22 protein-coding genes are annotated in these 24,186 nt (G+C 56.7%); 10 read left to right on the forward strand and 12 right to left on the reverse strand.

Going from position 1 to position 24,186, the window contains the following annotated elements; translation table 11 throughout:
- Positions 1-5 precede the first annotated feature (5 nt).
- Entirely contained in the window at positions 6-1,115 is a 1,110-nt protein-coding gene (locus tag BC777_RS11945) for a THUMP domain-containing class I SAM-dependent RNA methyltransferase (protein ID WP_100368406.1), read from the reverse strand.
- 51 nt (positions 1,116-1,166) lie between these two features.
- A complete protein-coding gene (locus BC777_RS11950; RefSeq protein ID WP_168769152.1) occupies positions 1,167-2,537 on the reverse strand; it encodes a hypothetical protein in 1,371 nt (456 codons plus the stop codon).
- A gap of 270 nt (positions 2,538-2,807) precedes the next feature.
- Between BC777_RS11950 and BC777_RS11955 the strand changes: the two genes are divergently transcribed.
- Positions 2,808-3,317: a CAP domain-containing protein gene (locus BC777_RS11955; RefSeq protein ID WP_100368408.1), complete on the forward strand. Its 510-nt coding sequence runs from the start codon at positions 2,808-2,810 to the stop codon at positions 3,315-3,317.
- Here the strand turns inward: BC777_RS11955 and BC777_RS11960 are convergent.
- Positions 3,314-4,096 (reverse strand): class I SAM-dependent methyltransferase, encoded by a 783-nt coding sequence (locus tag BC777_RS11960; RefSeq protein WP_100368409.1) that lies wholly within the window; start codon positions 4,094-4,096, stop codon positions 3,314-3,316. The two genes, BC777_RS11955 and BC777_RS11960, sit on opposite strands and share 4 nt — an antisense overlap.
- Before the next feature lie 63 nt (positions 4,097-4,159).
- On the opposite strand from BC777_RS11960, the gene gloB reads away from it, so the two are divergent.
- Positions 4,160-4,933, forward strand: a complete 774-nt coding sequence (gene gloB, locus BC777_RS11965; protein ID WP_100368410.1) for a hydroxyacylglutathione hydrolase — start codon at positions 4,160-4,162, stop codon at positions 4,931-4,933.
- Positions 4,934-5,102: 169 nt separating this feature from the next.
- Entirely contained in the window at positions 5,103-7,427 is a 2,325-nt protein-coding gene (gene clpA / locus BC777_RS11970; protein ID WP_100368411.1) for an ATP-dependent Clp protease ATP-binding subunit ClpA, read from the forward strand.
- 73 nt (positions 7,428-7,500) lie between these two features.
- Here clpA and BC777_RS11975 read toward each other — a convergent pair whose 3' ends face one another.
- Together BC777_RS11975 and BC777_RS11980 are read right to left on the reverse strand one after the other, a co-directional pair.
- Positions 7,501-7,746 carry a hypothetical protein gene (locus tag BC777_RS11975; RefSeq protein ID WP_100368412.1) on the reverse strand — a complete coding sequence of 82 codons (246 nt, stop codon included), beginning with the start codon at positions 7,744-7,746 and terminating at the stop codon, positions 7,501-7,503.
- A gap of 85 nt (positions 7,747-7,831) precedes the next feature.
- Complete coding sequence (locus BC777_RS11980) at positions 7,832-8,653, reverse strand: hypothetical protein (protein ID WP_100368413.1); 822 nt, start codon at positions 8,651-8,653, stop codon at positions 7,832-7,834.
- 94 nt (positions 8,654-8,747) lie between these two features.
- On the opposite strand from BC777_RS11980, the gene BC777_RS11985 reads away from it, so the two are divergent.
- Positions 8,748-8,963, forward strand: coding sequence for a DUF2805 domain-containing protein (locus BC777_RS11985; protein WP_100368837.1), 216 nt, complete (start codon positions 8,748-8,750; stop codon positions 8,961-8,963).
- Positions 8,960-10,285: an ABC1 kinase family protein gene (locus BC777_RS11990; protein WP_100368414.1), complete on the forward strand. Its 1,326-nt coding sequence runs from the start codon at positions 8,960-8,962 to the stop codon at positions 10,283-10,285. The genes BC777_RS11985 and BC777_RS11990 overlap by 4 nt, the downstream gene beginning before the upstream one ends.
- Here the strand turns inward: BC777_RS11990 and BC777_RS11995 are convergent.
- From BC777_RS11995 to chlG, 7 genes are all read right to left on the reverse strand, one after another.
- A complete protein-coding gene (locus BC777_RS11995; RefSeq protein WP_100368415.1) occupies positions 10,282-11,892 on the reverse strand; it encodes a peptidoglycan -binding protein in 1,611 nt (536 codons plus the stop codon). The two genes, BC777_RS11990 and BC777_RS11995, sit on opposite strands and share 4 nt — an antisense overlap.
- A 3-nt stretch (positions 11,893-11,895) precedes the next feature.
- Positions 11,896-12,981, reverse strand: a complete 1,086-nt coding sequence (locus BC777_RS12000; protein ID WP_100368416.1) for a biopolymer transporter ExbB — start codon at positions 12,979-12,981, stop codon at positions 11,896-11,898.
- 155 nt (positions 12,982-13,136) lie between these two features.
- Positions 13,137-13,667, reverse strand: coding sequence for a gamma-glutamylcyclotransferase (locus BC777_RS12005; protein ID WP_100368417.1), 531 nt, complete (start codon positions 13,665-13,667; stop codon positions 13,137-13,139).
- Positions 13,668-13,722: 55 nt separating this feature from the next.
- On the reverse strand, positions 13,723-14,256 hold the full coding sequence (idi, locus tag BC777_RS12010) for an isopentenyl-diphosphate Delta-isomerase (protein ID WP_100368418.1): 534 nt from the start codon (positions 14,254-14,256) through the stop codon (positions 13,723-13,725).
- Positions 14,253-15,434, reverse strand: a complete 1,182-nt coding sequence (locus BC777_RS12015) for a geranylgeranyl diphosphate reductase (protein ID WP_100368419.1) — start codon at positions 15,432-15,434, stop codon at positions 14,253-14,255. The genes idi and BC777_RS12015 overlap by 4 nt, the downstream gene beginning before the upstream one ends.
- A gap of 3 nt (positions 15,435-15,437) precedes the next feature.
- Positions 15,438-16,718, reverse strand: coding sequence for a BCD family MFS transporter (locus BC777_RS12020; protein ID WP_100368420.1), 1,281 nt, complete (start codon positions 16,716-16,718; stop codon positions 15,438-15,440).
- A gap of 1 nt (position 16,719) precedes the next feature.
- Entirely contained in the window at positions 16,720-17,634 is a 915-nt protein-coding gene (gene chlG, locus BC777_RS12025) for a chlorophyll synthase ChlG (RefSeq protein ID WP_100368421.1), read from the reverse strand.
- A gap of 215 nt (positions 17,635-17,849) precedes the next feature.
- On the opposite strand from chlG, the gene BC777_RS12030 reads away from it, so the two are divergent.
- The 5 genes from BC777_RS12030 to BC777_RS12050 all read left to right on the forward strand — a co-directional run bounded on the left by BC777_RS12030 (position 17,850) and on the right by BC777_RS12050 (position 23,694).
- Entirely contained in the window at positions 17,850-18,677 is an 828-nt protein-coding gene (locus tag BC777_RS12030) for a flagellar motor protein MotB (RefSeq protein WP_100368422.1), read from the forward strand.
- Between the two features lie 100 nt (positions 18,678-18,777).
- The gene (locus BC777_RS12035) at positions 18,778-20,112 is read left to right on the forward strand and encodes a flagellar hook protein FlgE (RefSeq protein WP_100368423.1); all 1,335 of its coding nucleotides are present in this window, start codon (positions 18,778-18,780) and stop codon (positions 20,110-20,112) included.
- 21 nt (positions 20,113-20,133) lie between these two features.
- A complete protein-coding gene (gene flgK, locus BC777_RS12040) occupies positions 20,134-21,582 on the forward strand; it encodes a flagellar hook-associated protein FlgK (protein ID WP_245834330.1) in 1,449 nt (482 codons plus the stop codon).
- Positions 21,583-22,587, forward strand: a complete 1,005-nt coding sequence (locus tag BC777_RS12045; RefSeq protein ID WP_245834332.1) for a flagellin — start codon at positions 21,583-21,585, stop codon at positions 22,585-22,587.
- Positions 22,588-22,629: 42 nt separating this feature from the next.
- Positions 22,630-23,694 (forward strand): flagellar basal body P-ring protein FlgI, encoded by a 1,065-nt coding sequence (locus tag BC777_RS12050; protein WP_245834334.1) that lies wholly within the window; start codon positions 22,630-22,632, stop codon positions 23,692-23,694.
- Positions 23,695-24,186 lie beyond the last annotated feature (492 nt).

Genomic DNA, 24,186 nt, shown 5'->3' on the forward strand with positions numbered 1-24,186 from the left:
TGCATCTACAGTAGGCCTGTCTGAAACAGCCACACCTTTAGTCCGCCATGCGGGATGGCGGCACCTTTGGGTCTGAACGGTAGCCCCGTAGCCTTTGCCAACCCGGCCTCGCTGGTCACGATCCCGACCCGCCAGCCTGGGCATTCACGTTTGATCGCATCGCCTAGCCCGGCATAGACGCCGTAGAGCATATTTTGATTGCCGATCCGCGCACCATAAGGTGGGTTGCAGATGATCAGGCCCGGTGGGCCTGCGGGCCGTTTGATGTCAGTGGCAGAGAGGTTTTGGAAGGTGATATGCTCCGCAACCCCCGCCCGTTCGGCGTTGGCGGTGGCCATGCGGATGGCACCGGCGTCGCGGTCGCTGCCGTGGAAATGGTTTTGCGGCGCGTGGGTTTCACCCACCCTACGCATGTCTGACCATGCATCCGGGTCAAACGTCGCGAGGTGTTCGAATGCGAAACCCCGCGTCCGGCCGGGGTGGAGCCCCATCGCAACTTCCGCCGCCTCAATCAAAAACGTGCCTGATCCACACATCGGATCCAGCACCGGTTCGCGCCCGTCGTAGCCGCATTCACGTAGCATCAGCGCGGCCAGCGTTTCGCGCATGGGTGCTTTGCCGACAGCCTCTTTATGCCCGCGCTTATGCAGGCTTTCGCCCGAGGTATCGATGCTGATCGTTACCCGATTGTCGTCGATCCGTACCTTGATAGCAATGGGTGCATCCGCGCTGATCGTCATGCTGTGACTGTCCTTGAGCGCGGTTTCAATCCGTTGGACCGCTGCCCCCGCGTGGTAGATCTTGGACTTCTTCGAAGTGCTGACCTCGACCCGTACAGGCACATCGGCGCGCAGAATGTCACCCCACGGAAACTTGCGCGCCCGCTTGTCCAGCTGTGCGAGGTGAAACGCCATGAAGCTGCCCACCCGCGCCAAAACACGCGTGGCTCCGCGCATAACAAGATTGGCGCGCCAGACGTCTTCCCATGTCCCGCTGATTGTGACCCCGCCGGGGGTGCGTTGCGCATTGCTGAACCCATTGGCCTGAGCCTCGGCCAACAGCGCCTGTTCAAGTCCCGGCGTGGCGACCATAAAGATGTCAAACGGTGCGGTCATGACAGGTGCATACTGGGCTTTGCTGCAAGGATGCAAACGGCAATCGCTGGGTCAGAATCGTGATGTGATCCCGAAAAGCAATTGTACGGCGGATGTCGTGTTCTCTTCCGCTGTTGAAACGGTCCGTGATGAAGACAATGTAATGCTAGGAGAGAAGCCAAAGTAATTGATGTCCTGAAAGGTTGCGGTGGCGTCAGCGGATATGAAATTGTCCTCGCGCCCATCAAGGGTTGTTGTGAACTCATCATAGGTGCGCATGCCGACGGCCAGCGATGTAAAAAGTCTCACCCCAAGGATGGGTTGGGCCAGCCCGTAGCCGACCCCCGCTTCGTATTCATCAAATGATGTCTCGCTCCCGGCTGCGACCTGCCGCGCCCGCAGGCTGAGTTGTAACAGATCGCCGCTTGCTAGTGTCCGGTCAAAGGTGCCCAATACATCATAAAGCGTAGAATCGCGCAGGCTTGGCGTCAGCACCTCTTGCTTTCGCACCAACCCTCTGATCCGGGCCGTGCTGCGGCGTCCGATCGGGACGATTTGTGCAACGCTCAGATCGCGATAGTTGATCAGCCGCGTGCCACCCTGCCAATAGCTGCCGAGAGTGACGCCGAAACGCACAGGCCCCAGAGGGCTGATATTGTTTTGCTGCCGGTCTATCCCGACAGAGGCTGTTACTCTTGCAAAATCTTTACCATCAACCGCCCGCACCTCCTCATCTGGCGAACTGGCGAGCAGGTCCTGCGCGTCAGATGACAGCGTATAGGTTTCGCCTGAAACCAAACCCACCAATGCCGTTGACTGCTGGGGGCTTTGCGAGATGCGGTAACTTAGTTCAGTGCTTGCTGCGAATGCCACGCCTGACAGGGAACGGCGATCTTCCGGTAACACGAAGGTAAGGCCGATGCTCTCTAGCGTCAGAATTCCATCCTCCGATCCGTTGTTGATGTTGTCGGATGGGGCGATCCAGCCGGTCACTTGCACCGACAACGGGTTTGCATCGGAGGTAGCGTTGAAAGCCGCCGCAACAGATTGCCGGTCGGCCTGCGTCTGCGCGTCATTTGCCGCCCGGCGCAACCAGATTTGTGATCGCGTGTATTGGCCGGCCTGAAAATGCACACCAGCCACAAAGCGTGCCGCGAGGAAGCGTTCATCGTTGGTCAGGGCAGCCTTATAAGCCTGCGCACCGGTTTCTGCGGCGCTTTGCGGCGTATCCAGATCCGCTTGTGCCAACGCCAGAAGGTAGAGCGCTGCAAAACTTTCAGGCTGCGCTCCCAGCATTTCGGTTGCAATGCTGGCGGCCTGACCCGGCCTATCGCCGACCAAGGCTGCCTCAGCCTGTTGTTGCAGGCGCTCAAATGCAGATTGGGCCTTTAAGGGTGTTGCTATTGCCATGAATAAGAACGGCCAAAGTACAGTCAATCGCATGTGGGGTGTGCACCTCGCGCTATGTTTCAGGCCGTCGTGGGTGTTTACGCAAATGTTGCGTTGTGGAGAATAGCTTCAGTGCTGCTTGTTTCGATTTATGGTGCTGTGGTCCCTTTTTGCTATAATTGTTTCAGGATTTTGGCGTCTTTCCCCCTTACGCATGACCAGACAAGCAATATTTTGCTTATCTTACAAAGGTTTGCGGTCTTTGATTGAGCGCATCAAGCGGAACACCCTAGCTATGTTCCGATAAATATTCGGAGCAATCTCATGAAGCGCGTTCTTTCTATTGCGGCACTTGGTCTTGCCGCTGCGTGTGGCGGTGCCGGTGGCAGTACATCAAATGCAAGCGACACAATCGCGATTGAGGATTTGCCGCAGATTGCTGTTTCTGAAGCTCCCAGCACAACATTTACAAGCATGTTAAATGGTGTGCGTAGCGACGCCGGTGTTGGGTCCGTGTCATACAATGCGCAATTGGGTACAGCGGCCCGTCGGCATGCCAATGACATGCATGCTAACGAGTTCTTTAGCCATACTGGCAGCGATGGGTCGACCATTGGCGAAAGGGTCAATGACGCGGGTTACGCGTTCAGCTGGGTGGGCGAAAACATTGCCAAAGGTCAGGCGAATGAGGCAGCAGCACTCGCGAGTTGGCAGTCATCCACAACAGGTCATAAGGAAAATAACGAAATGGCCCGTGCAGAGCATTTTGCATTGGCCAAGGCGGGCACAGGCGAAAATCAGTACTGGGTTCTTGTTCTTGCCGATCCGCTTTAGCGGTCACATCCTGCGCTAACGCGTGACGGCGCTGCTTCTGGTTTGGGTTGCGGCTTGGCGATACCTTCAAGCGCTTTGAGCGGTTTTTTAACCGCCTCGGTCAATCCCGGGCGCGTGGGCGCCGCCATTTGCTTGCTCACTTCGACAATTAGAACACCGCCTGCGGCCACAACAGGCAGGTTGTGCCCGACCTTTTCCAGAAATCCTGCCGACTTGCGCCAGATCTTGCGCGCGGATGGTGGTTGATACAGGGCCGACATAGCCCGTTCGGTCACGAACTGGTGTCGCCGCAGTTGTGCTTCTAATTGGCTCAGCGAATAGGGCCGCCCGTAGCCGAATGGCGTGGCGTCAGAGCGTGACCATAGCCCGGCCCGGTTCGGCACGATGAACACCGCACGCCCACCGGGACCAAGCACCCGCCATGCTTCGTCCAACAGCAATGAGGGCTGTTCGGTCGTCTCGAGCCCATGTAGCATGACCAGTTTATCGACATGCCCCGTCTCAATTGGCCAAAGCGTATCTTCGCATAAAACACTGACGTTTTTACCATCCGCTGGCCAAGGCATCACCCCTTGTGGCCCCGGCATCAGCCCGATCACACGGCGTGCGTCTTTCAAAAAGGGCCGCAAGAGCGGCAGGGCGAACCCGAAACCCACGACCACCTGCCCTTTTGCCTCTGGCCATACCATGCAAAGCTCGTCGCGGATCACCTTTTGCGCCGCACGCCCCAATGCGCTGCGGTAATAGAAGTTTCGCAAATCAAGGACGTCGAGGTGCATTGCGGTTTGCGGCTCCTTGGGCAAAGCTGTGATTGCAGCATATCAACTGGAAAGGGCATTGCCATGACAAAGACATCAGCGGTGGAATTGGTTGTGGTGCCATGTCTGGCAGATAATTACGCGTTTTTGGTCCATAATGGCGACACCGGTGAGACTGCGTTGGTGGATGCACCCGAAGCCGCCCCCATTCAGACAGCACTGGATGCCCGTGGTTGGACGCTGAGCGATATTCTGATCACCCACCATCATGATGATCATATTGGTGCCGTCGATACCTTGCGCGGTCGGGCGCGTGTGATTGGGGCCAGGGCCGACGCCCATCGTTTGCCCGATCTGGATTTGGCGGTTGCAGACGGCGATCAGATCACTGTTTGCGGGCTGCAAACTGATATTTTCGACGTATCCGGCCATACGATTGGCCATATCGCCTTTCATATGCCTGATGCGCAGCTGGTCTTTACCGCAGATAGCCTGATGGCACTGGGCTGTGGACGCCTGTTTGAAGGGACGCCCGCACAGATGTGGGACAGCATGCAAAAGCTGCGCGCGCTGCCTGATGACACGCTTGTGTGCTCGGGTCATGAGTACACGACAACCAACGCGCGTTTCGCCGCATCCCTTGACCCGGATAATCCAGACCTTATCTCTCGTATTAAGCGGATCGAGGCTGCACGTGCAGCCGGCCAACCCACGGTCCCTTCAACGCTGACCGAAGAGAAGCGCACAAACCCGTTTTTGCGCGCCGATGTTCCCGAATTTCAAGCCGCCCTTGGTATGGCCGACGCATCCGCGGTGGACGTGTTTACCTATGCACGGGCGCAAAAAGACAAGTTTTAACCACAAAGATGTGAGAGCATGGTGAAAAGCCGGTCAAAAACTCAGCATCACACGATTTGTGATGCCAAATACGAAAAAAGTCCTTGAAGGTTGGGAAATAAAACCAAACCTTAAGGGTAAGAGGCCACGGTTGGGTCACGCCAGCCCCCGATATGAAGGAGCACAAGACGTGCCATCATTTTCGACAACACTCGAACAGTCCATTCATGGCGCCCTGGCGCTGGCCAATGAACGTAAACATGAACTTGCTACGCTGGAACATTTGCTTTTGGCGTTGATTGATGAACCTGACGCAGCACGCGTGATGCGGGCATGTTCTGTGAACCTTGACGATCTGCGCAAGGATCTGGAAGGGTTTATTGAGGATGATCTTTCGACACTGATCACGGATGTTGAAGGGTCCGAGGCTGTGCCGACGGCCGCCTTCCAACGCGTTATCCAGCGTGCGGCGATCCACGTCCAATCCTCTGGCCGCAGCGAAGTGACCGGGGCCAACGTACTGGTCGCTATCTTTGCCGAACGCGAAAGCAATGCTGCCTATTTCCTGCAAGAACAGGATATGACGCGTTATGATGCCGTGAACTTCATCGCCCATGGCGTGGCGAAGGATCCCGCTTTCGGTGAGGCGCGCCCCGTGACTGGCTCGCCAGAAGAGGGCGAGACGATCGCCGCCGGCGAAGGTGATGAAAAAGAAAGCGCACTGGCGAAATACTGCGTTGATTTGAATGCCAAAGCGACCAAAGGCGATGTTGATCCATTGATCGGCCGCGCGCACGAGGTGGAACGCTGTATTCAGGTGCTATGCCGACGCCGCAAGAACAACCCGCTTTTGGTGGGTGATCCGGGCGTTGGTAAAACCGCAATTGCCGAAGGTCTGGCCTTTAAGATTGTGAACGGTGAAACGCCGGAGGTGCTGTCGAAGGCGACGATCTATTCGCTTGATATGGGCGCATTGCTTGCAGGTACGCGTTATCGCGGTGATTTCGAGGAACGCCTGAAGGCCGTGATGACCGAGATGGAAGATCACGCTGATGCCGTGCTGTTCATCGACGAAATTCATACCGTGATCGGTGCGGGTGCGACCTCTGGTGGTGCCATGGATGCCTCAAACCTGCTGAAACCGGCGTTGCAGGGTGGTAAGCTGCGCTGCATGGGGTCCACGACCTATAAGGAATTCCGTCAACACTTTGAAAAGGACCGCGCGTTGTCACGGCGGTTCCAGAAGATTGATGTGACAGAGCCTTCGGTCCCTGACGCGATCAAGATTTTGCAGGGTCTGAAGCCCTATTTCGAAGAACATCACAGCATCAAATACACGGCTGATGCGATCAAGACCGCTGTAGAATTGTCTGCCCGCTACATCAATGACCGCAAATTGCCCGACAAGGCAATCGACGTGATTGATGAGGCCGGTGCTGCACAGCATCTGGTTGCTGAAAGCAAGCGTCGTAAGACGATTGGTGCCAAGGAAATCGAGAATGTTGTGGCGAAGATTGCGCGCATTCCGCCCAAGAACGTATCGAAAGACGATGCTGAGGTTCTGAAAGACCTTGAGAAATCGTTGAAACGCGTTGTCTTTGGTCAGGATGCAGCGATTGAAGCGCTGTCCTCTGCCATCAAGCTGGCGCGCGCCGGTCTGCGTGAACCTGAAAAGCCGATTGGGAACTACCTGTTCGCAGGTCCAACGGGTGTGGGTAAAACCGAAGTGGCAAAACAGCTGGCAGATACGCTGGGTGTGGAATTGATGCGCTTTGACATGTCCGAGTACATGGAAAAGCACGCTGTCAGCCGCTTGATTGGTGCACCCCCCGGCTATGTTGGGTTCGATCAGGGTGGTATGCTGACCGACGGTGTCGATCAGAACCCGCACTGTGTGCTGCTGCTCGATGAGATGGAGAAAGCGCACCCTGACGTCTACAACATTCTGTTGCAGGTCATGGACCACGGTAAGCTGACCGATCACAATGGGCGGACCACTGATTTCCGCAATGTGATCATCATCATGACGTCGAACGCGGGTGCGGCCGAAATGTCGAAAAACGCGCTGGGCTTTGGCCGTGAAAGCCGTGAAGGCGAAGACACCGCTGCGATTGAGCGGACTTTCACGCCGGAATTCCGTAACCGTCTGGATGCGGTGATCAGCTTTGGCGCGTTGCCGAAACCTGTGATCATGCAGGTGGTCGAAAAGTTCGTCCTGCAACTTGAAGCGCAGCTGATCGACCGTAACGTGCATATTGAGCTAACACCTGCCGCAGCTGAATGGCTTGCCGACAAAGGCTATGATGCGAAAATGGGTGCACGTCCGCTGGGCCGTGTCATTCAGGAACACATCAAAAAGCCGCTGGCGGAAGAGCTGCTCTTTGGCAAGCTTGTTAAAGGCGGGATCGTCAAAGTGGGGGTCAAGAAAGGTGAGCTGGACTTACGCTATGAAGCACCGGCGCAGGGTCGTATTACCGGCGGCGGAGATAAGCCACCGCTTTTGACCGCTGACTAAACGTTGCCGAGAGAAAAGAAAGCCCACCGCTCAACAAAGAGCGGCGGGCTTTTTCGTGCTGTGACTGCTGTGGTTACATGCCCCAGGTCAACAACACCAAACTTAACACGATGCCGGGAACGATGAGTGTCATGGGCCATACCAATGCAGCCACGCCGAATGTGAAAATGGCCAGCCCCCACAGCGCGACAACGGCTAGGATTGCCAAAACGATCTTAGCTTCCATGCTGAGTGGAAAAAAGTAGCCACGCCACTCCGTCAGTGTTTCCTTGACGGTGGAGGTAAACGGACGAAGTGGTCTTTGATCAATCAGTGACATTGCATTTCCTTTTATTTCGCAGGAGGTATGTCACAAAGTGAAGCTGCGCAGAGGACCGATTGCCGCAGTTGCAGCGTAATCCCTGCTATCGGTCGGTTTTTGACCGACGATGCAGGTTTGGCACAGCGTAAGGCACTGCCTTTTGATAGGTCGCAAAGCGCATGCCATACCGTTTGGCGAACCTGCGTTCCTTCAGGCGCGGGGCTAACAGGCAATAAGCCGTGAGAGTGATGGCAAGCGCCAATTGATCCGGTGTCCAGACCGGGACGGTCCAGAGTGTCAGTGCAAAGGCAACATAGATCGGCTGTCGGATCAGCCGGAACAGCCCCCCGATGGGCATGTCAGGAAAGACTGGTTTGATGTTCTGGGCAAGAGACATCCAACCCAGCGCGCCTGACTGGACTTCGGCCCCAGCGTCATAGCTGGCCTTGATCAACAGCCCCCAAGCGGCGGCATATAGCATGCTGATAATTACAAATGCCACGCCCTCCGCCCGCCACCAAATGATCCCGCTGGGTGTCCAAAGCGCAAACAAGAGCAAAAGCTGAAGTGACGCGATGATCGCATAGGTGGTTGTCGATAGCGTCGCGCCATAGGTGGCAGGGGCAAGACGGCCCAGTATCTTGGAACCTCTGCTTGTTAACAGCACAGAATGCACGCATGGAAATTGCATGATAAGCAGGGCATTGGCCACATAGCCCCATGGTGCAGGAACCCGCCCCAAACTTTCGCTCATCCCAAAAAACATTGCTATGATCATTGCCAACACGGCAGCCGCAAAGATCAAATGGCAGCTGACGCCGTAAAGAAACGCGACAGCAATGCGCCTGCGTCCCGGTGGGGGGCGCAAAACGCCAATTGCCAGCACGAACAGGCGCGTAAAGGGTGAAGGCTCTTTGTGATCCATTGCCGAAAGTTAGCCCCGCTTTCCCAAAAGGCGATATATGCGGCACCTTTGGTCGCAGGTTGCCTTCGCCCATTCTGCTACTACTTCCTTCTGCATGCCCCAAACGCCCGCCCTTCCTCCTGCGCATGTCAGCGATATCATCCAGATGGCGCTATCGGATCATGTCAGCTTTCAAGATATTCGTCGCGAATACGGGATCGGCGAAAAGGACGTCAAAGCACTGATGCGGGACAATTTGAAACCGGGTAGCTATCGCGCGTGGCGCAAGCGGGTGCGCGACTTTGGTGATCGGCGGGAAACCTACAAATGACCGATAAGCGCGATACGGCGCGTGCGTTGCCTGTGCCATCGGGGCGGGTGTCCCGGTTCACGCGGCTGGGTGCCATGACAGCAGGGGTGGCTGGCAATATGGCGATGAATGGCCTGAGCCAGTTGGCCCAAGGTCAGCGCCCCGCAATGCGCGATTTGCTGATGACCCCGCAGAACATCACCCGCGTGACCGAAAAGCTCGCCCAGATGCGCGGTGCCGCAATGAAAATCGGGCAGTTGATGTCGATGGATACGGGCGAATTTCTGCCTCCGGAACTGGCGCAGATCATGGCACGGTTGCGCGATGACGCGCATATCATGCCGCCTGCGCAGTTGAAGAAGGTGTTGAATGCGAACTGGCCCGCGGGCTGGCTGGGTCAGTTTGCGAAATTCGACGTGCGCCCTATTGCCGCCGCCTCTATCGGTCAGGTACATCGCGCGCGCCTGAAAGACGGTATGGAGCTTGCGATCAAGGTGCAATATCCCGGCGTCGCGCAAAGCATCGATAGTGATGTGGCAAATGTGGGTGCCTTGCTGCGGATGTCAGGGCTGCTGCCGAAAGGATTTGAGCTGGCGCCCTATTTGGAAGAGGCCCGCAAGCAACTGCACTTAGAAACGGATTACGAACACGAGAGTGAAAACCTTGCCCGTTTTGCAGCGCTTTTAACGGATGCGCCAGCTTTCACCGTGCCCATGCATGTCCCCGAATGGAGCACGCGTGAAGTGCTGGCCATGTCCTATGTCGCAGGTGAACCGATTGAAGCAGCGTTCGCGCAGGACAAGGCAGAGCGCAACCGGATCGCCGACGCTTTGATTGGCCTGACCTTACGCGAATTGTTTGATGACGGGTTGATGCAGACTGATCCGAATTTCGCTAACTATCGTTATGATCCGGCGACGGGGCAGATCATCTTGTTGGATTTTGGTGCAACACGCGTACTTGATCCAAAGGTGGTTGATCAATACAGGCGGTTGTTGGCTGCGGGGCTGGCAGATGAGCAATCCACGATGGATGCAATTGCCGAAGAGATTGGTTTCGTAGCCATCGATACGCCGCCGCGTTATCGCGCCGCCATTATGGATATGATGGGCATGGCGTTTGATGCCTTGCGCAGCGATGCCCCGTTTGATTTCACCGAGAAGGCCCTGCCGCGCGCGATGCAAGATGCCGGTATGGCATTGGCTGAAGACGGGTTTATCCCGCCGCCCTTGCCGATTGATGTGCTGCTCTTGCAGCGTAAATTCGGGGGTATGTTTTTGCTAGCCAGCCAACTGGGCGCGCAGGTTGATCTGCGCGGTTATCTGCGGCGCTACGTCGGTTAGCGTTCGGTCAGTTTCAATTCGATCCGGCGGTTTTGGGCCCGTGCCTCTGGCGTATCCAGCGGGTTGAGGGGTTGAAATTCACCAAAGCCGTTGGCAGCCAGCCTGCGTGGGTCAATCCCAAGGTCTTCCGACATGAAGCGCACCACAGACAAGGCGCGCGCCTGGCTCAGTTCCCAGTTGTCTGCAAACCGGCTGTTTGCGCTGAGAGGGGTGTTGTCGGTGTGCCCGTCAACGCGGATCACCCAGTCGATCCCCTCTGGGATGTCGGCGGCGATGCTGCGCAGGATGTCAGCAATATTCGCAATCTCGCTTTCACCGGCAGGGGACAGATCGGCGCTGCCGGGGGCGAAGAGGACTTCGGAGTTAAAGATAAAACGGTCGCCTTCAATGCGAATACGGTCCTGCCCTTCGAGGATCTGCCGCAATTCACCAAAGAAGTCGGATTTGAAACGCGCAAGGTTCTCGGCCTCTTCTTCTAGCCGCGCGGCTTCGGCCTCTAGCCTGATCCGCTCGGCCTCTTCCAGTGAACGCCGTTGACGTTCTTCTGACACTGCCCGCGCGAGGGCCGTGTTCAACTGTGCGCCCAGCGTTTCGATCTGTACCTGCGCTTCGCGGTCAGCGTTCTCTGCCAGATTGAGCAAGGATTGCAGACTACCCACTTGCGCGCGCAGCTCCGCGATTTGTTCGTTGAGCAAGGCTACCTGTCGCTGACTTTCAGCGGACACTGTCTTTTGCGCGGCGAGTTCTTCGTTCGCGAGTGCGAGCAGTGCTGCCTGCTGTTCGGCTTCTTGGCTTTCTTCTTGTGCCGTGTCGCGCAGGGCTTCCAATTCGGATTGTGCTGCGCGCGCGGCGGCAAGAAGGGTCAGTGTATTCTCTGCCTCTTGCCGTTGTCGTTCTAGGTTCAGGGTCATCGCCGTCAGTTCCGTATCAGCATTCGCAAGCCGTTCGCGCAGCGCCTCTGCGGCCGCGGCACTGGTAATCTGATCGGCCTCAAGCGCCGTGATGCGGTCGGTTTGTGCATCAGTCTTGGTTTCCAGATCGGCGACCAGCGCTTCGAGCGCTTCGCGTCTGGCGGCGGCAAGGCGCGCGGCCTCGGTGCCCTCATCAATCTCGGTTCGTGCCTGCGCCAATGCCAAGTTCAGCGCTTCTTGTTCGGTCAGCAGACGCTCTGTTTCGGCCTCCAAACCAGCGATATTGGCCAGGGCTTCGCTGCGTTCGCTCAACAGCCCCGCGACCTGTGCTTCAAACTGCGTGATCTCGCTTTGCGCAGCGGCCAGTGCCTGATCCTGCGTTTGTCGTTCGGCAATCAGCGCGGCAATCCGGCCTGCTTGCGCGGTGGCTTCGGCTTCGGCGGTTTCCAGATCAGACGTGAGGGCAGCATTCGTATCCCGTTCCAGCCCGAGCGTCGCCGTCAAGGCGGCCACTTCATCGCTAAGCGCGTCGAGTTCCGTTTCCTGCCCGGTGATCTGTTGGCGTAGCACAAATTGGATGACCATAAAGATGGTCAGCACGAACATCAGCACCAGCAACAGCCCAGTCATCGCATCCACGAAACCCGGCCAAATGGCGTTTTGGAAACGGTTTGATGATCTGCGGCTCAGCGCCATGGATCAACCTCTGCCTTTAATCGCGTTTGTTAGATTGGCAATCTCTCCGCGCAGATCGCCAATGCTTTCCTGCCGCCCGGCGGACATTTCTTCCAGTATACGAAGCAATTGCACGTCGATTGACCGCAAGCGCATCCGGCTTTCGGCATCAATACCGTCCATGCCGTTGTCATCCATCTTCTGGATCAATGCCTCTTGGCCAAGGGCAACACGCTCCAAAAGAGCCGTATTGGAGTTGGTCGTCGACGCTTGCGCCAGTTTTTCGATGGCCATGGCAAGCGATGCGAAGCGCTGGTCGTTTTCTTCGCGGTCGGCGTCGGTTTGTCCCATCATCATCTGGATCGTGTCCATCAATTCGCCCAGTTGTTCCACGAATGGGCCCATCGCACTCAGGTCTGCGCCGCCGACGCCCTCTTCCCCGTCGATGCCGACGCGGGTGATGGTGGACAGCCACTCTTCCAATTCGCGGTAGAACCGGTTTTGGCCGTGGCCAGCAAAAAGCTCTAGAAGCCCAACGATGAGAGAACCGGCCAAGCCGAGGAGCGAGCTTGAGAAGGCCGTGCCCATACCGCCAAGCTGTGCTTCCAACCCTGATTGTAGGCGTGCAAAAATGTCTGCCCCGCTTTCACCTTCGCCGGGGTTGAGCGAGCGTATGGTTTCCACCAATGCCGGTACGGTTGTTGCCAGGCCATAGAACGTTCCCAAAAGCCCAAGGAAAATCAGAACATTGCCGATATAGCGCGTGATTTCGCGGTCTTCATCGATACGCTGCGCAACAGAATCAAGGATCGACCGCCCGGATGAGGACGACACCTGCGTGCGCGCCCCGCGTGAGCGCAACAATGTGGCGAGGGGGGCCAGCAGGGATGGTGCCGCGCTGAAAGAATGCCCGCCTGCGTCCCGCGCGAACCTTTCGATCCAGCGTACGGACTTCATCAAGACAAACACCTGATTGAAGCAGGACAATACGCCCAGCACAAAGACCCCGAGGATCACACCATTAAGGTATGGATTTGACTGGTAGATCGCGGTGATCTGTTCCAGCCCAAGGTAAAAACCAGCCCCCACAAGGCCAAGCACTGTCAGCATAAAGAGAAGCTGGCGAATGGGCTGAGAAAACTGTGGTTGTGCTTTGGGTGCCCGTTTATCCGACAAGGGAGAGCGTCCTCATATTGTGTGATTACTTCGCTCGCATAACACCATATGGGCGAAGTCGCGCAAACCCAAACAAAATCAGGTGTCGCTTATGTTGCCGTCAAAGCACGCACACGGGTAACAAGCCATGACATATCAGCGTCTTTGATCCCAAGTTCGGTCAGATGCGCCGCCGTATTGAACAGATATTCCGTGTTCGGCCCGCGCCCCCCAACCGCTTGTGCAATGATCTGCGCCTGTTTTTCGAGGTCGAACTGGCAGTACTGCACGTGATCACGGTTGATAATATAGGCGAGCGCCGGGATTTTATCCCCGTCGTCGCAGACCAGTTCAACCGTGTCTTCATAATAGGCCGATGAAACCAACTCGCGTTCGCGCAGCTGCGCATGAACCCTGTCTATCTCTTCATCGGCCACCTGAAAGGCAACACCAGTGCATTGCGCACCTGCTTGGGTATCGAGAGCGAGGACGAGGCCGGGGTCCTCTTCCGATCCGCGATGATGAATAGACAGCATGCAAAAGCTGCGGTGATAGTCACGCAGCCGTGCTTTCACCTGCCTTACGGGTGTGAAACCGGGGTTCCACAAGAGTGATCCATATCCAAAGACCCAAAACGCCATGCTGCACTTTCTTTTGTGCTGCACATAAACACCGGATTGTCGGAAACGAAAAGGCCTAGCCCACCCGCATCAGGTCGCCAAAGATCGCAGTTGTGTGATCTTGCAGGTAAATCCGCAGCCAAGGCGTGTATTGCGTGGGATGGCGGGCCACATCAGCGGACAGATCGTAGAAATCGACCCAGCGGGTGTTCATGACTTCCTCTGGATTTGGTACGATCTTCAGATCGTTGGGGGCATCGGCGACATAGACCTGCACGACCTCATGTTCGATCAGCCCGCCGCCGACGTCGGCGCGATACTCAATCTCATCCCGGTGTGACGGGTAGAGGCCCTTGATCCCAAGTTCCTCATCCAGCCGCCGTACGGCGCAATCGGTGGGGTCTTCGTCCCATTCAGGATGCGTACAACAGGTGTTCGCCCACATCCCCGGCGTATGATATTTGCCCATCGCCCGCTGTTGGATCAACACCCGCCCGCGGTTCATCACAAAGACGCTGACCGCCTTGTGTTTTAGCCCGCGCAGGTGCGCGTCCAGTTTCTCAACCGGTTTCAGAACGCCGTTTTCCCAGGCCGGGATCATGATCGTCATGTGCGCAACGGCGAGACCAGTCGCGTCAGATGCGCAAGGTTCTTGATGCCGATTTTCAGGTGTGCCATGGGCCGTGCCTTTACAAGTTTCTTGTTCATATATGCCTCAAACGTCAGCTTTTGCACGTCGACATCATGACACAGGGAGACAAACCGCTCGCGCCGTTCATCGCTGCGGTAATAGGCGTTTTGCATCGCACCCAAAACCCGGAACACCTGTTTATGCTCGCGCATGAAAAGTTTACGGGCCAGCTGCAAATCTTTTACGCGCCCTGATGCCAAACTAGCCGCTGCCGCAGTCGCCGCAACACGTCCGCCGACCATGGCGTAGTAGATGCCTTCGCCCGATGAAGGGGCAACAACGCCAGCTGCGTCACCGGCCAGCACCACATCTTCGCCGTTGTCCCACCGGTCCAGTGGTTTAAGCGGAATGGGCGCGCCTTCTTTGCGGATCGTCTTGCACTCGGTCAGGCCAGAGGCCGCGCGCAGATCTGCCGTCGCTTGTTTCACATCGACCGATTTGATCATTGATCCCATCCCGACGCTCGCTTGGCCCCCATGCGGGAAGACCCAGCCGTAGAAATCGGGTGAGATCTTGCCGTCATAGACCACATCGCAACGCGCGGGATCATAGCTTGTTGTTGGCTCCGGTGCTTCGATGATTTCATGATAGGCGATCACATATGGGATCTTGTCCCCGTCTTTCACCTCGGCCCGCGCCACGTTGGACCGTGCGCCGTCTGCCCCGATGACCAGCTTGGTATCGAGCTTCATCTCATTCCCGCTGATCTTGTCGCGGTAGACAACGTGGGTGCCGTCGGCATCGCGTTCGATTTTGGTGAAGGTGCCCGTATAGCGATGCGCGCCTGCCTCTTTCGCCCGTTTGCGCAGGAATTCGTCGAAATGTTCGCGGTCGACCATGCCAACAAAACCGTTCTCGATGGGAATATCGACTTGCCGCCCCGTGGGAGAGATCATGCGTGCGGTGTTCACTTTGGCCACGATCTGTTCGTCGGGGATGAAGAAGTCTTCGATCAGGCGTGGGGGCACCGCGCCGCCGCAGGGTTTGATCCGCCCGTCGCGGTCGATGAAGGCCACCTTGTGACCCGACCGCGCGAGGTCTTCTGCGGCAGTGGCACCGGATGGGCCTCCGCCCACGACAACAACATCATATTGCATTGATCATTCTCCCGGAACGAGTGTGGCGGACGGCATTTTGCGATCCATGATTTTGGCGGCCATGGCGGTGGCAGCGATAAAAAGAGCGGCTTCGGCGATGAAGACGGACCCGAAGGCTTGCGTGTCGGTCATGCTGACCCGCAGCAGATCAACCATGCCTGCGCCGATCAGCCCACCGAACCCGGCAGCGATAGCTTGTGCAGCACCCCAAAGGCCCATGCGGGTGCCTTCGCGGCGCTCCGCCCCTTCGGCTGCCAATGCCATCATTGATCCGATGGCAGCGACAGCGAACATGCCGTTGAAAAAGCCCAGCAGAACGACGGCTGGCACCAAAGGTGCGCTTGGGCCGATGGGGCCGAGGAAAGCGATTAGCATCAATGCACCGGCGGAACCGACGCAGCCTGCCATGACCCAGTTGCGCAAGAGGCCAATCTTGAGTCCGGTGGCGACGATACCGACGGTTAGCATGCCGATGAAGACGCCACCGTTCTGCGCGCCGGAAAGCGAGGTCGATTGCCCTGGCGTGAAGTCAAAGACAAGGCCTGCGTAAGGCTCTAGGATCAACTCTTGCATGAAATACGCTGTCATTGACAGGAACACGAAGATCGTGAAGTTGCGCGCTTTGCGTTCTGCCCAAACGTCGCGCAGCCCGTCCATAAAGGGTGTGGGGTCGGGTTCACGTACTGCAATCAGGTTCCGTTCGATGCGCCAGACGGCAAGGCAGGTCACAAGCGTGGCAGTCGTGACGACGATACCAACGATCTTAATAAGCAAGGCGGGGGTATATGGGTCAATCAATTGCCCGACGATCCCAGCAGTCATTGCGATGCCAAAGATCATCATCAGCCAAGTAATTGTTGCAGCCGCCGCACGGCGGTGCGGTGCAGTTGTTGTGGCAAGAAGCGCCAACAATGACGTGCCGGAAGCGCCGACGCCCAACCCAATCAGTGCATAGGCGATGATCGAGACCGTAAGGCCCAACGCGAAAGACTGCTCAAACGCCAGCACGCCCCACGCGGCGCTGAATGCACCCAAGGCGAGCGCGACCATCCCGCCAATAATCCACTTGGTGCGGTGTCCGCCGGTGTCTGAATAAAACCCCCAATGCGGCCGAGTCAGTTGGATGCCGTAGTGTAGTCCAACCAAAAGGCCGGGCAGAATGGCGGGCAGCGATAATTCGACCACCATCAGGCGGTTCAGCGTCGACGTCGTCAGCACCACAATCGCGCCCAATGCCATCTGCACAAGACCAAGCCGGACAATTTGGAACCATGAAAGTGTCATCTCATCCTCCGATCCCGCGCAAGGCGACGGCGGCGATCATCATGCCGCTGATGTAAAACAGAATGCCCATGCCCTGATACCAAGGCGTCTTACCCTCTGGGTCGTGCAGCAGAACGCGCATCGCACCAAATTGGACGGCAAGCATCGCCATGACGCCCAGCGCAAAGCCGGGTTTGTCCCAGTAGGTCAGCAAGCCAATCACGATGACCTGCGGCACGGCCATGATCCAGCAGGCAACGCGCGCCGCACGATCAGGCCCCAGCGTGACAGGAAGGGAACGCAGGCCTGTGGCCCGGTCGCCTTCAATCGCTTTGAAGTCATTCAGTGTCATGATCCCATGCGCGCCAAGCCCGTAAAGGACAGCAATCAGGATCACTTGTGGGCTGGGTGCTCCGGCGGCAACAACAGCGGCGCCCGTCACCCAAGGCAGCGTTTCATATGCAAGGCCGCACAGTCCTGGTCCCCACCAGCCAGATTTTTTGGCGCGGATGGGTTCGGCGGAATAGGCCCAGGCAGCTGCAACCGCAAGAATTGTCGCACCGAACCCCCAAGGGCCCAGTTGATAGCCGACGATCAGACCAAGGACAGTCATGGTAAGCGCAATGTAGAGCCCCCAACGTCCCGGAATCCGCCCGGATGGAATCGGGCGGTCAGGTTCGTTGATGGCGTCAACATGCCGGTCGCACCAGTCATTCGCAGCCTGTGACATGCCGCAGACAATAGGCCCCGCCAAGATGACGCCAAGTGCCACTAAAAACAAATGATCATAAGGGCTTGCACCCGATGAAACCACCCCGCAAAGATATGCCCACATGGGTGGAAACCATGTCACTGGTTTGATCAGACGCAGCATCGCGCGCGGCTCTGGCCAACGGCGCGTCTCTCGGCTGACATGTAAATCTGACGTGACACTCATTATGTCAGTTTAAAATGACATATAGCTATGGGGCAAGTGTAAAGGTGCGTTGACACTGTGCCATCTTGTCACCCTGAAAAAAAGGGGCGCCGCGCGTGGCCGCGCTCTGATGATACCGACATCTAAACCTGTATTTTCGTCGAATTGTCTTGTTAAGCCTGCTTTCACTTCCACCGCCGTATGCCCTGTCTTGGGTGATGAAAAGAGGTAGTGGGATGAGTGCAGGATCAAACGCACCAACGATCATTAAACGCAAGAAAGTCATTGCTGGCGGTGGCCACCATGGCGGTGCATGGAAGGTGGCTTATGCGGATTTTGTCACGGCTATGATGGCGTTCTTTATGTTGATGTGGTTGCTGAATGCGACAACGGAACAGCAGCGCAAAGGGATCGCCGATTATTTTTCGCCCACCATCCCGATTAATCGGGTTTCTGGTGGTGGATCAGGTGCATTTGGTGGGGACAATATCTTTACCGAAGAAACTTTGGCGCAAAGCGGTACGGGTGTCAGCCAGCCCACGCTCGGCATGAATCCGGTCCAAAGCGAAGAAGAGGCAGCGGCAGAGGCCGCACAGGTCGCCGCCTTGCGTGATATTGAGGCGATGTTGATGGGGCAAGGTGGCGAAAGCATGCTCTCTGATCAAGCGTTGCGCCACATCATCACCCGGTTGACCGACGAAGGCCTTGTCATCGAAATTTACGATCTGCCCGATGTCACCCTTTTTGTTGACGATACAGTGGTGCCCAACCCGGTGACTGCAGAAATTGCAGCGATCATGGCGCGCTTGTTTGCTGCAGTTCGCAATGACGTGGCTATCGAAGGACACCTGCGCGCAAAGTCTTTGCTAGAGGTCGATAACCCGGTTTGGGAACTTTCAACAGGCCGTGCCGCGCAAATGCGGTTGATGTTGCAAAGCGGTGGCCTTGATCCGATGCGGATCGTGCGCCAATCCGGCGCGGGCGATCGTGAACCTGTCGTGCGTGATGCAACCGCGCCGCGCAACAACCGGATTGAGGTGATCTTGCTCAGATCTGACATCTGAAACGATAGGTTGGATTTTAGACGTTAGGGGGGCGTTAAGGCACGGGGTTTAGGGGTGTTGGGAAGGCATAGTTATCCCTGATGCAGAAAGGCTCAATTATATGACGATTTCCTCTTCCCTGAATGCAAGTGTTGCCGGACTTGCGGCGAACGCTTCGCGACTGGCGACGATTTCCGATAATATCTCGAACTCTTCGACCTACGGCTACAAGAGGGCGATCACTGATTTTCAGTCGATGGTGATTGAAAGCGGACAGGGTACCTATTCGGCGGGTGGCGTGCGTACCACAACGGCACGGTTGATTGATGAACGGGGCGCGCTGGTCTCAACCTCGAACCCGACCGATCTGGCTGTGCGCGGGCGCGGTATGCTGCCGGTGACGTCTGAAACGTCGGTCGCTGTCGATAATGGTGACAACCCGTTGTTCTTGACGACGACAGGGTCTTTCCGTCCCGATGCGCAGGGGTATTTACGATCGCCGGGTGGCTTGGTGCTTTTGGGTGTGCCAGCGGCAGCTGATGGGACGATCCCGAACTATCCACGCGATTCCATTGATGGTTTGGTGCCTGTGCAGATTAACGCGAACCAATTCGCCGGTGAAGCGACAACGCGCGTGGACCTTTCGGTGAATTTGCCAGCGACATCTACACGGGAAGGGGCATCAGGTGATTCTGAGTCGTTGTCGGTTGAGTATTTTGATAACCTTGGCGCCTCATCCAACCTAAGCTTTACGTTCTCGCCTACTGTTCCGGCAAATGGGGCATCGAACGAATGGACAATGGAAATCCGCGACAGTGAATCCGATGTCAACGCAGATGGTATTCCGGATGTTGTTGGTGAATACACTCTGACATTCGATGCGACGCGCGGCGGCGGTGGGACGCTGGCAGCGGTTGATTTTGCAGACCCGCTTGCGCCAATTGGCGGTGCCTATGACCCAATCACTGGCGCGCTCAGCATCAATGTCGATGGCGGACCGATGGAGATCAACATTGGCGAATTGGGTAGCTCTATCGGGCTGACGCAGCTGTCTGATGCCTTTGCGCCAGTTTCAATTTCAAAGAATGGCACACCCGTTGGCAGTCTGACCTCAATTGAAGTTGATCAGAATGGATTTGTCCGCGCGTCTTTTGACATCGGGATTAACCGGGTGCTGTATCAAATCCCACTGGTTGATGTGCCAAATGTCAACGGGCTCGAAACACTTGATCAACAAAGTTATCGGGTAACCCCTGACAGCGGATCGTTCTTTTTGTGGGACGCGGGTGATGGGCCTACGGGCGACATTGTTGGCTTTGCACGTGAAGAGTCCGCCACCGATGTTGCAGGTGAATTGACCGAATTGATCCAGACGCAACGGGCTTATTCATCGAATGCGAAAGTGATCCAGACGGTTGATGAAATGCTGCAAGAGACAACGAACATCAAACGCTGATCCTGAGGGGAGTATCCTGATATGAGCATGTCCAGCGCACTCAACAATGCTGTCACCGGCCTGACCGCGAACGCGCGCATGACGGAGGTGGTGTCGTCCAATCTGTCGAACGCGCTGACAGATGGATATGGTCGTAGAGGGGTCGAACTTTCATCCGTCCAGGTGGGTGATCGTGGGGGTGGCGTGCGTGTTGACAGTATTACCCGTTTTGTAGATGCGGGCCTCCTGGCAGACCGACGGCTGGCCGATGCGGCACTCAGCGGGCAAGACCGCAGCGCAGAATTCGTGTCCCGGCTGGAACAAGTGATCGGCGGGCCGGACGACGCTGCTGGCCTCGGCGCGCGGCTGGCGGAGTTTGAACGCGCTCTGATTGCGGCCGGCAGCGACCCCGCGTCAGAGTTGCGGCTTGCAGCAGTCGTTTCACGGCTTGAGGGGGTGACAGGCACGTTGCAATCCAACAGCAGCAGTATCCAGTCGTTGCGTCAGGATGCGGATGCAACCATTGCACGCGATATTGATACCTTAAACAGCGCGCTGCGTCAGGTTGATGCCCTCAACACTGATATCCTGCGGCTCAGTGGTTCGGGCGATGATCCATCCGCTTTGTTGGACGCACGCCAGCGTGCGGTTGATCAGATCGCGGGCATCGTGCCGATTCGCGAAATACCACGCGACAATGGCAGTATCGGCCTGATGACGACAAGTGGCACGCCGTTGCTGGATTCTGCGCCGCGGGAATTTGGTTTCCAACGCACGCCAACGATCACGGCAGACATGACGCTGGCCAGCGGGGCGCTTGGCGCGATTACACTGGATGGTGAGGTGCTGGACCCGGCCAATGGTATCGGGCGTCTTGACGGCGGTTCGCTTGGCGCTGCCTTTGCATTACGTGATCAAACCCTTGTCGAAGCACAAGGCGCACTTGATGAAATTGCCGCTGACCTTATCGCCCGTTTTCAGGATGTGGCGAATGATCCATCTTTAGCGCCGGGCGATCTGGGGCTTTTGACTGATCAGGGTAACCCAATGGATGTTTCTGATCTGCCCGGTCTTGCTGGTCGTATTGCGGTAAACTCGGCTGTGATCGCTGCCGAAGGTGGCGATTCCGCCTTGCTGCGCGATGGGCTGAACGCTGTTGTTGCCGGTCCGGCAGGCGATGCCACGCAGATCAACCGCTGGATCGCCGCGCTTGATACGCCACGCACAGATGTGCCTGGCGCGACGACGGCATCAGCCTCCGGGCGTATCGCCGCCTATGTTTCAGAGATAGGCACGACACGACTGTTGGCCGAAGAGCAGCTCAGCTTTACCACTGCCCGATGGGAGACGCTGCGCGAGGCCGAATTGGCGGACGGTGTCGATACGGATGTCGAACTGCAAAAACTGTTGCAGATCGAACAGGCCTACGCCGCAAATGCCAAGGTCGTTCAAACCATTGATGCCATGATGCAACGACTGATGGAGCTGTAGATGACCGGGATTTCAATAGGTGACATGGCGCGCCAGTTCACCTCGCTTCGCGATGGCAATGCGATTAAGTCAGAGCTGTTTGAACTGGCAGAAAGCCTCAGTTCAGGCAAGGTCGCCGACCTGACCAAAAGCCTGAATGGAGAGACTGTACGATTCTCTGGCGTGCAATATAGCTTGACCCAGTTGGACGGCTATCAACAGGTCGCATCCGAGACCGAGCAAACCCTCGGCAACATCCAAATTATACTTGGCAAAGTTGACGATACGCGCGCTACGACCGCGGAACGGCTTCTACTGGTCAATGACAGCAGCACCGCTGCGCAGGTCGATGAAGCCGCACGCGCATCACAAAGTAGCTTTGAAGAAATGGTCACGGCGTTGAATACAAAAATCGCCGACCGCGCCTTGATGAGTGGCAATAGCGTGAATGTCACGCCGCTTGCCACGGCTGAAACGATGCTATCAGATCTGCAAACGGCCGTTGGTGGCGCACTTGACCCTGCAACGATCATCGCCACGGTCGATGCCTGGTTCAATGACCCGGCCGGTGGATTTGCTGTCACCGGATACCAAGGTGATACGGGTCCTGCGTTGGAACGGCAGGTGACCGAAGATCAATCTGTCCAAATCGACGCCCGCGCTGATGATCCGGCCGTCAGGCAAGTGCTGCAAGGTGCCGCATTGGCCGCACTTGCAAACACGCTGCCCGGTCTGAACCAAGAAACGAAGATTGCGCTTTTGACCACCTCGGGGTCGCAGTTGTACGGCGCGGCAAGCGGTTTGGTCGCGGTTCAGGCAAGGATTGGTTTCGCTGAAGACAATGTTGCCCGCGCCTTAACCGAGACCACCGCCCAGCAGTCGTCGTTGAGCCAGATCGTAAATGATCTGTCCTTGGCGGACCCGTTTGAAACAGCCACCCGCCTTCAGGCGCAACAAACGCAGTTGGAAACATTCTTTAGTATCACAGCCCGGCTGTCTCAGCTTAGCTTGCTCCGGTATATCTAGATGAAGCTTATCCATGCCATATGTCTTTTCGTGATACTAGTGATGCCAACCGCCGCCGCAGCGAACCCTGTGCGGATCAAAGATTTGGTAGAGTTTGATGGCGTGAGGTCAAACGATCTGGTGGGGTACGGGCTGGTGGTGGGGCTGAATGGCACCGGAGATGGCTTGCGGAATTCACCGTTTACCGAGGATATTCTGGGAAATGTGCTTGAACGTCTGGGTGTGAACGTCACCGGCGAACAGTTTCGCCCCAATAATGTTGCCGCGGTGCTTGTCACCGGCGAACTGCCGCCCTTTGCGCGAGCGGGCAGTGCGCTGGACGTGACCGTATCGGCGATCGGCGATGCAGATAGCCTGCTGGGTGGAACACTGATTATGACCCCTATGAAGGCGGCAGATGGCGATATCTATGCGGTGGCCCAAGGAACGATCATTGCGGGTGGCGCTGCTGCTGCGGGTGACGGGGCTGCGGTTATTCAAGGCGTGCCAACGGCGGGTGTTATCCCATCCGGGGCCACGATCGAGCGGGAAATTACCTTTGATTTTTCGCGGCTTACGACGCTACGCATGGCACTGCGCACACCGGACTTTACTACCGCCGATCGGATTGAGCAGGCCATCAATGCTGAGTTTGATGGTGCAGTCGCCGTGATGCTGGACGCAGGCACGGTTGAACTGAACATTCATGCGACGCATGCTCGCTCTCCTGCGCATGCTTTGGTTCGTGTCGAAAATATTATGGTGCGGCCTGAACGGCGCGCAAGGGTTGTTGTTGATCAACGCTCTGGCACTATCGTGATGGGCGAAGATGTGCGGATCAGCCGTGTGGCGGTCAGTCAGGGAAACTTGACCTTGCGTATTCAGGAGGCACCACTCGTCGCCCAGCCAAATCCATTTGCCAATGGCGAAACCGTGGTCGTGCCAAGAACGGATGTCGATATCATTGAGGAACCGGGCATTGGGCTTGCCGAAGTTAATGGCGGGACGTCATTGAGCGAAGTCGTCGCTGGCCTCAATGCGCTTGGGGTCGCGCCACGGGATATGATCGACATTCTTAAAAGCATCAAGGCGAGTGGTGCGCTCCATGCTGAATTCATCGTGCGCTAAAGGTTGATAGGTATGCCAACCCTATTCTGCATTGAATTTTTCCTGCTGGATGCTGGCCGACAGGTGCCTGCAGCACATGTTGTGAAATAGCTTATGCGCCTGCGCAAAAGGCGATGACGCGCGAAAGCCTATGGTGACACGCTGTCCCAAGTACGCGCAAAGCGTATGCCCGTATCTGCCGAAGGGATAAATGACCGACTGCTATGCCTGAGGGCGCGGCGTATATGACCGGCCTGGTATGTGCAGAACCCACCCCTTTGATATGTTTTGTGCACTGGCACCCAACACTTGGGAATCTAAAACGGTTCTTACCCGTCAGGTCTGGTTCCAGAACGTCTTGCACTCATGTCAAAGACATTGCCTTGCATAACACACGGTCCAAACGCATTGGGTTGATAGGTTCCCACGGCGATTATTTTGTCTAAGCCACATCCCTTGTGGCTCGCTTCTTGCTGGTCAGCGGGACTACATGTCGGGGCATCGGTACCCCAA

This window comes from Yoonia maricola (assembly GCF_002797915.1).
GTDB classification, from domain to species: domain Bacteria; phylum Pseudomonadota; class Alphaproteobacteria; order Rhodobacterales; family Rhodobacteraceae; genus Yoonia; species Yoonia maricola.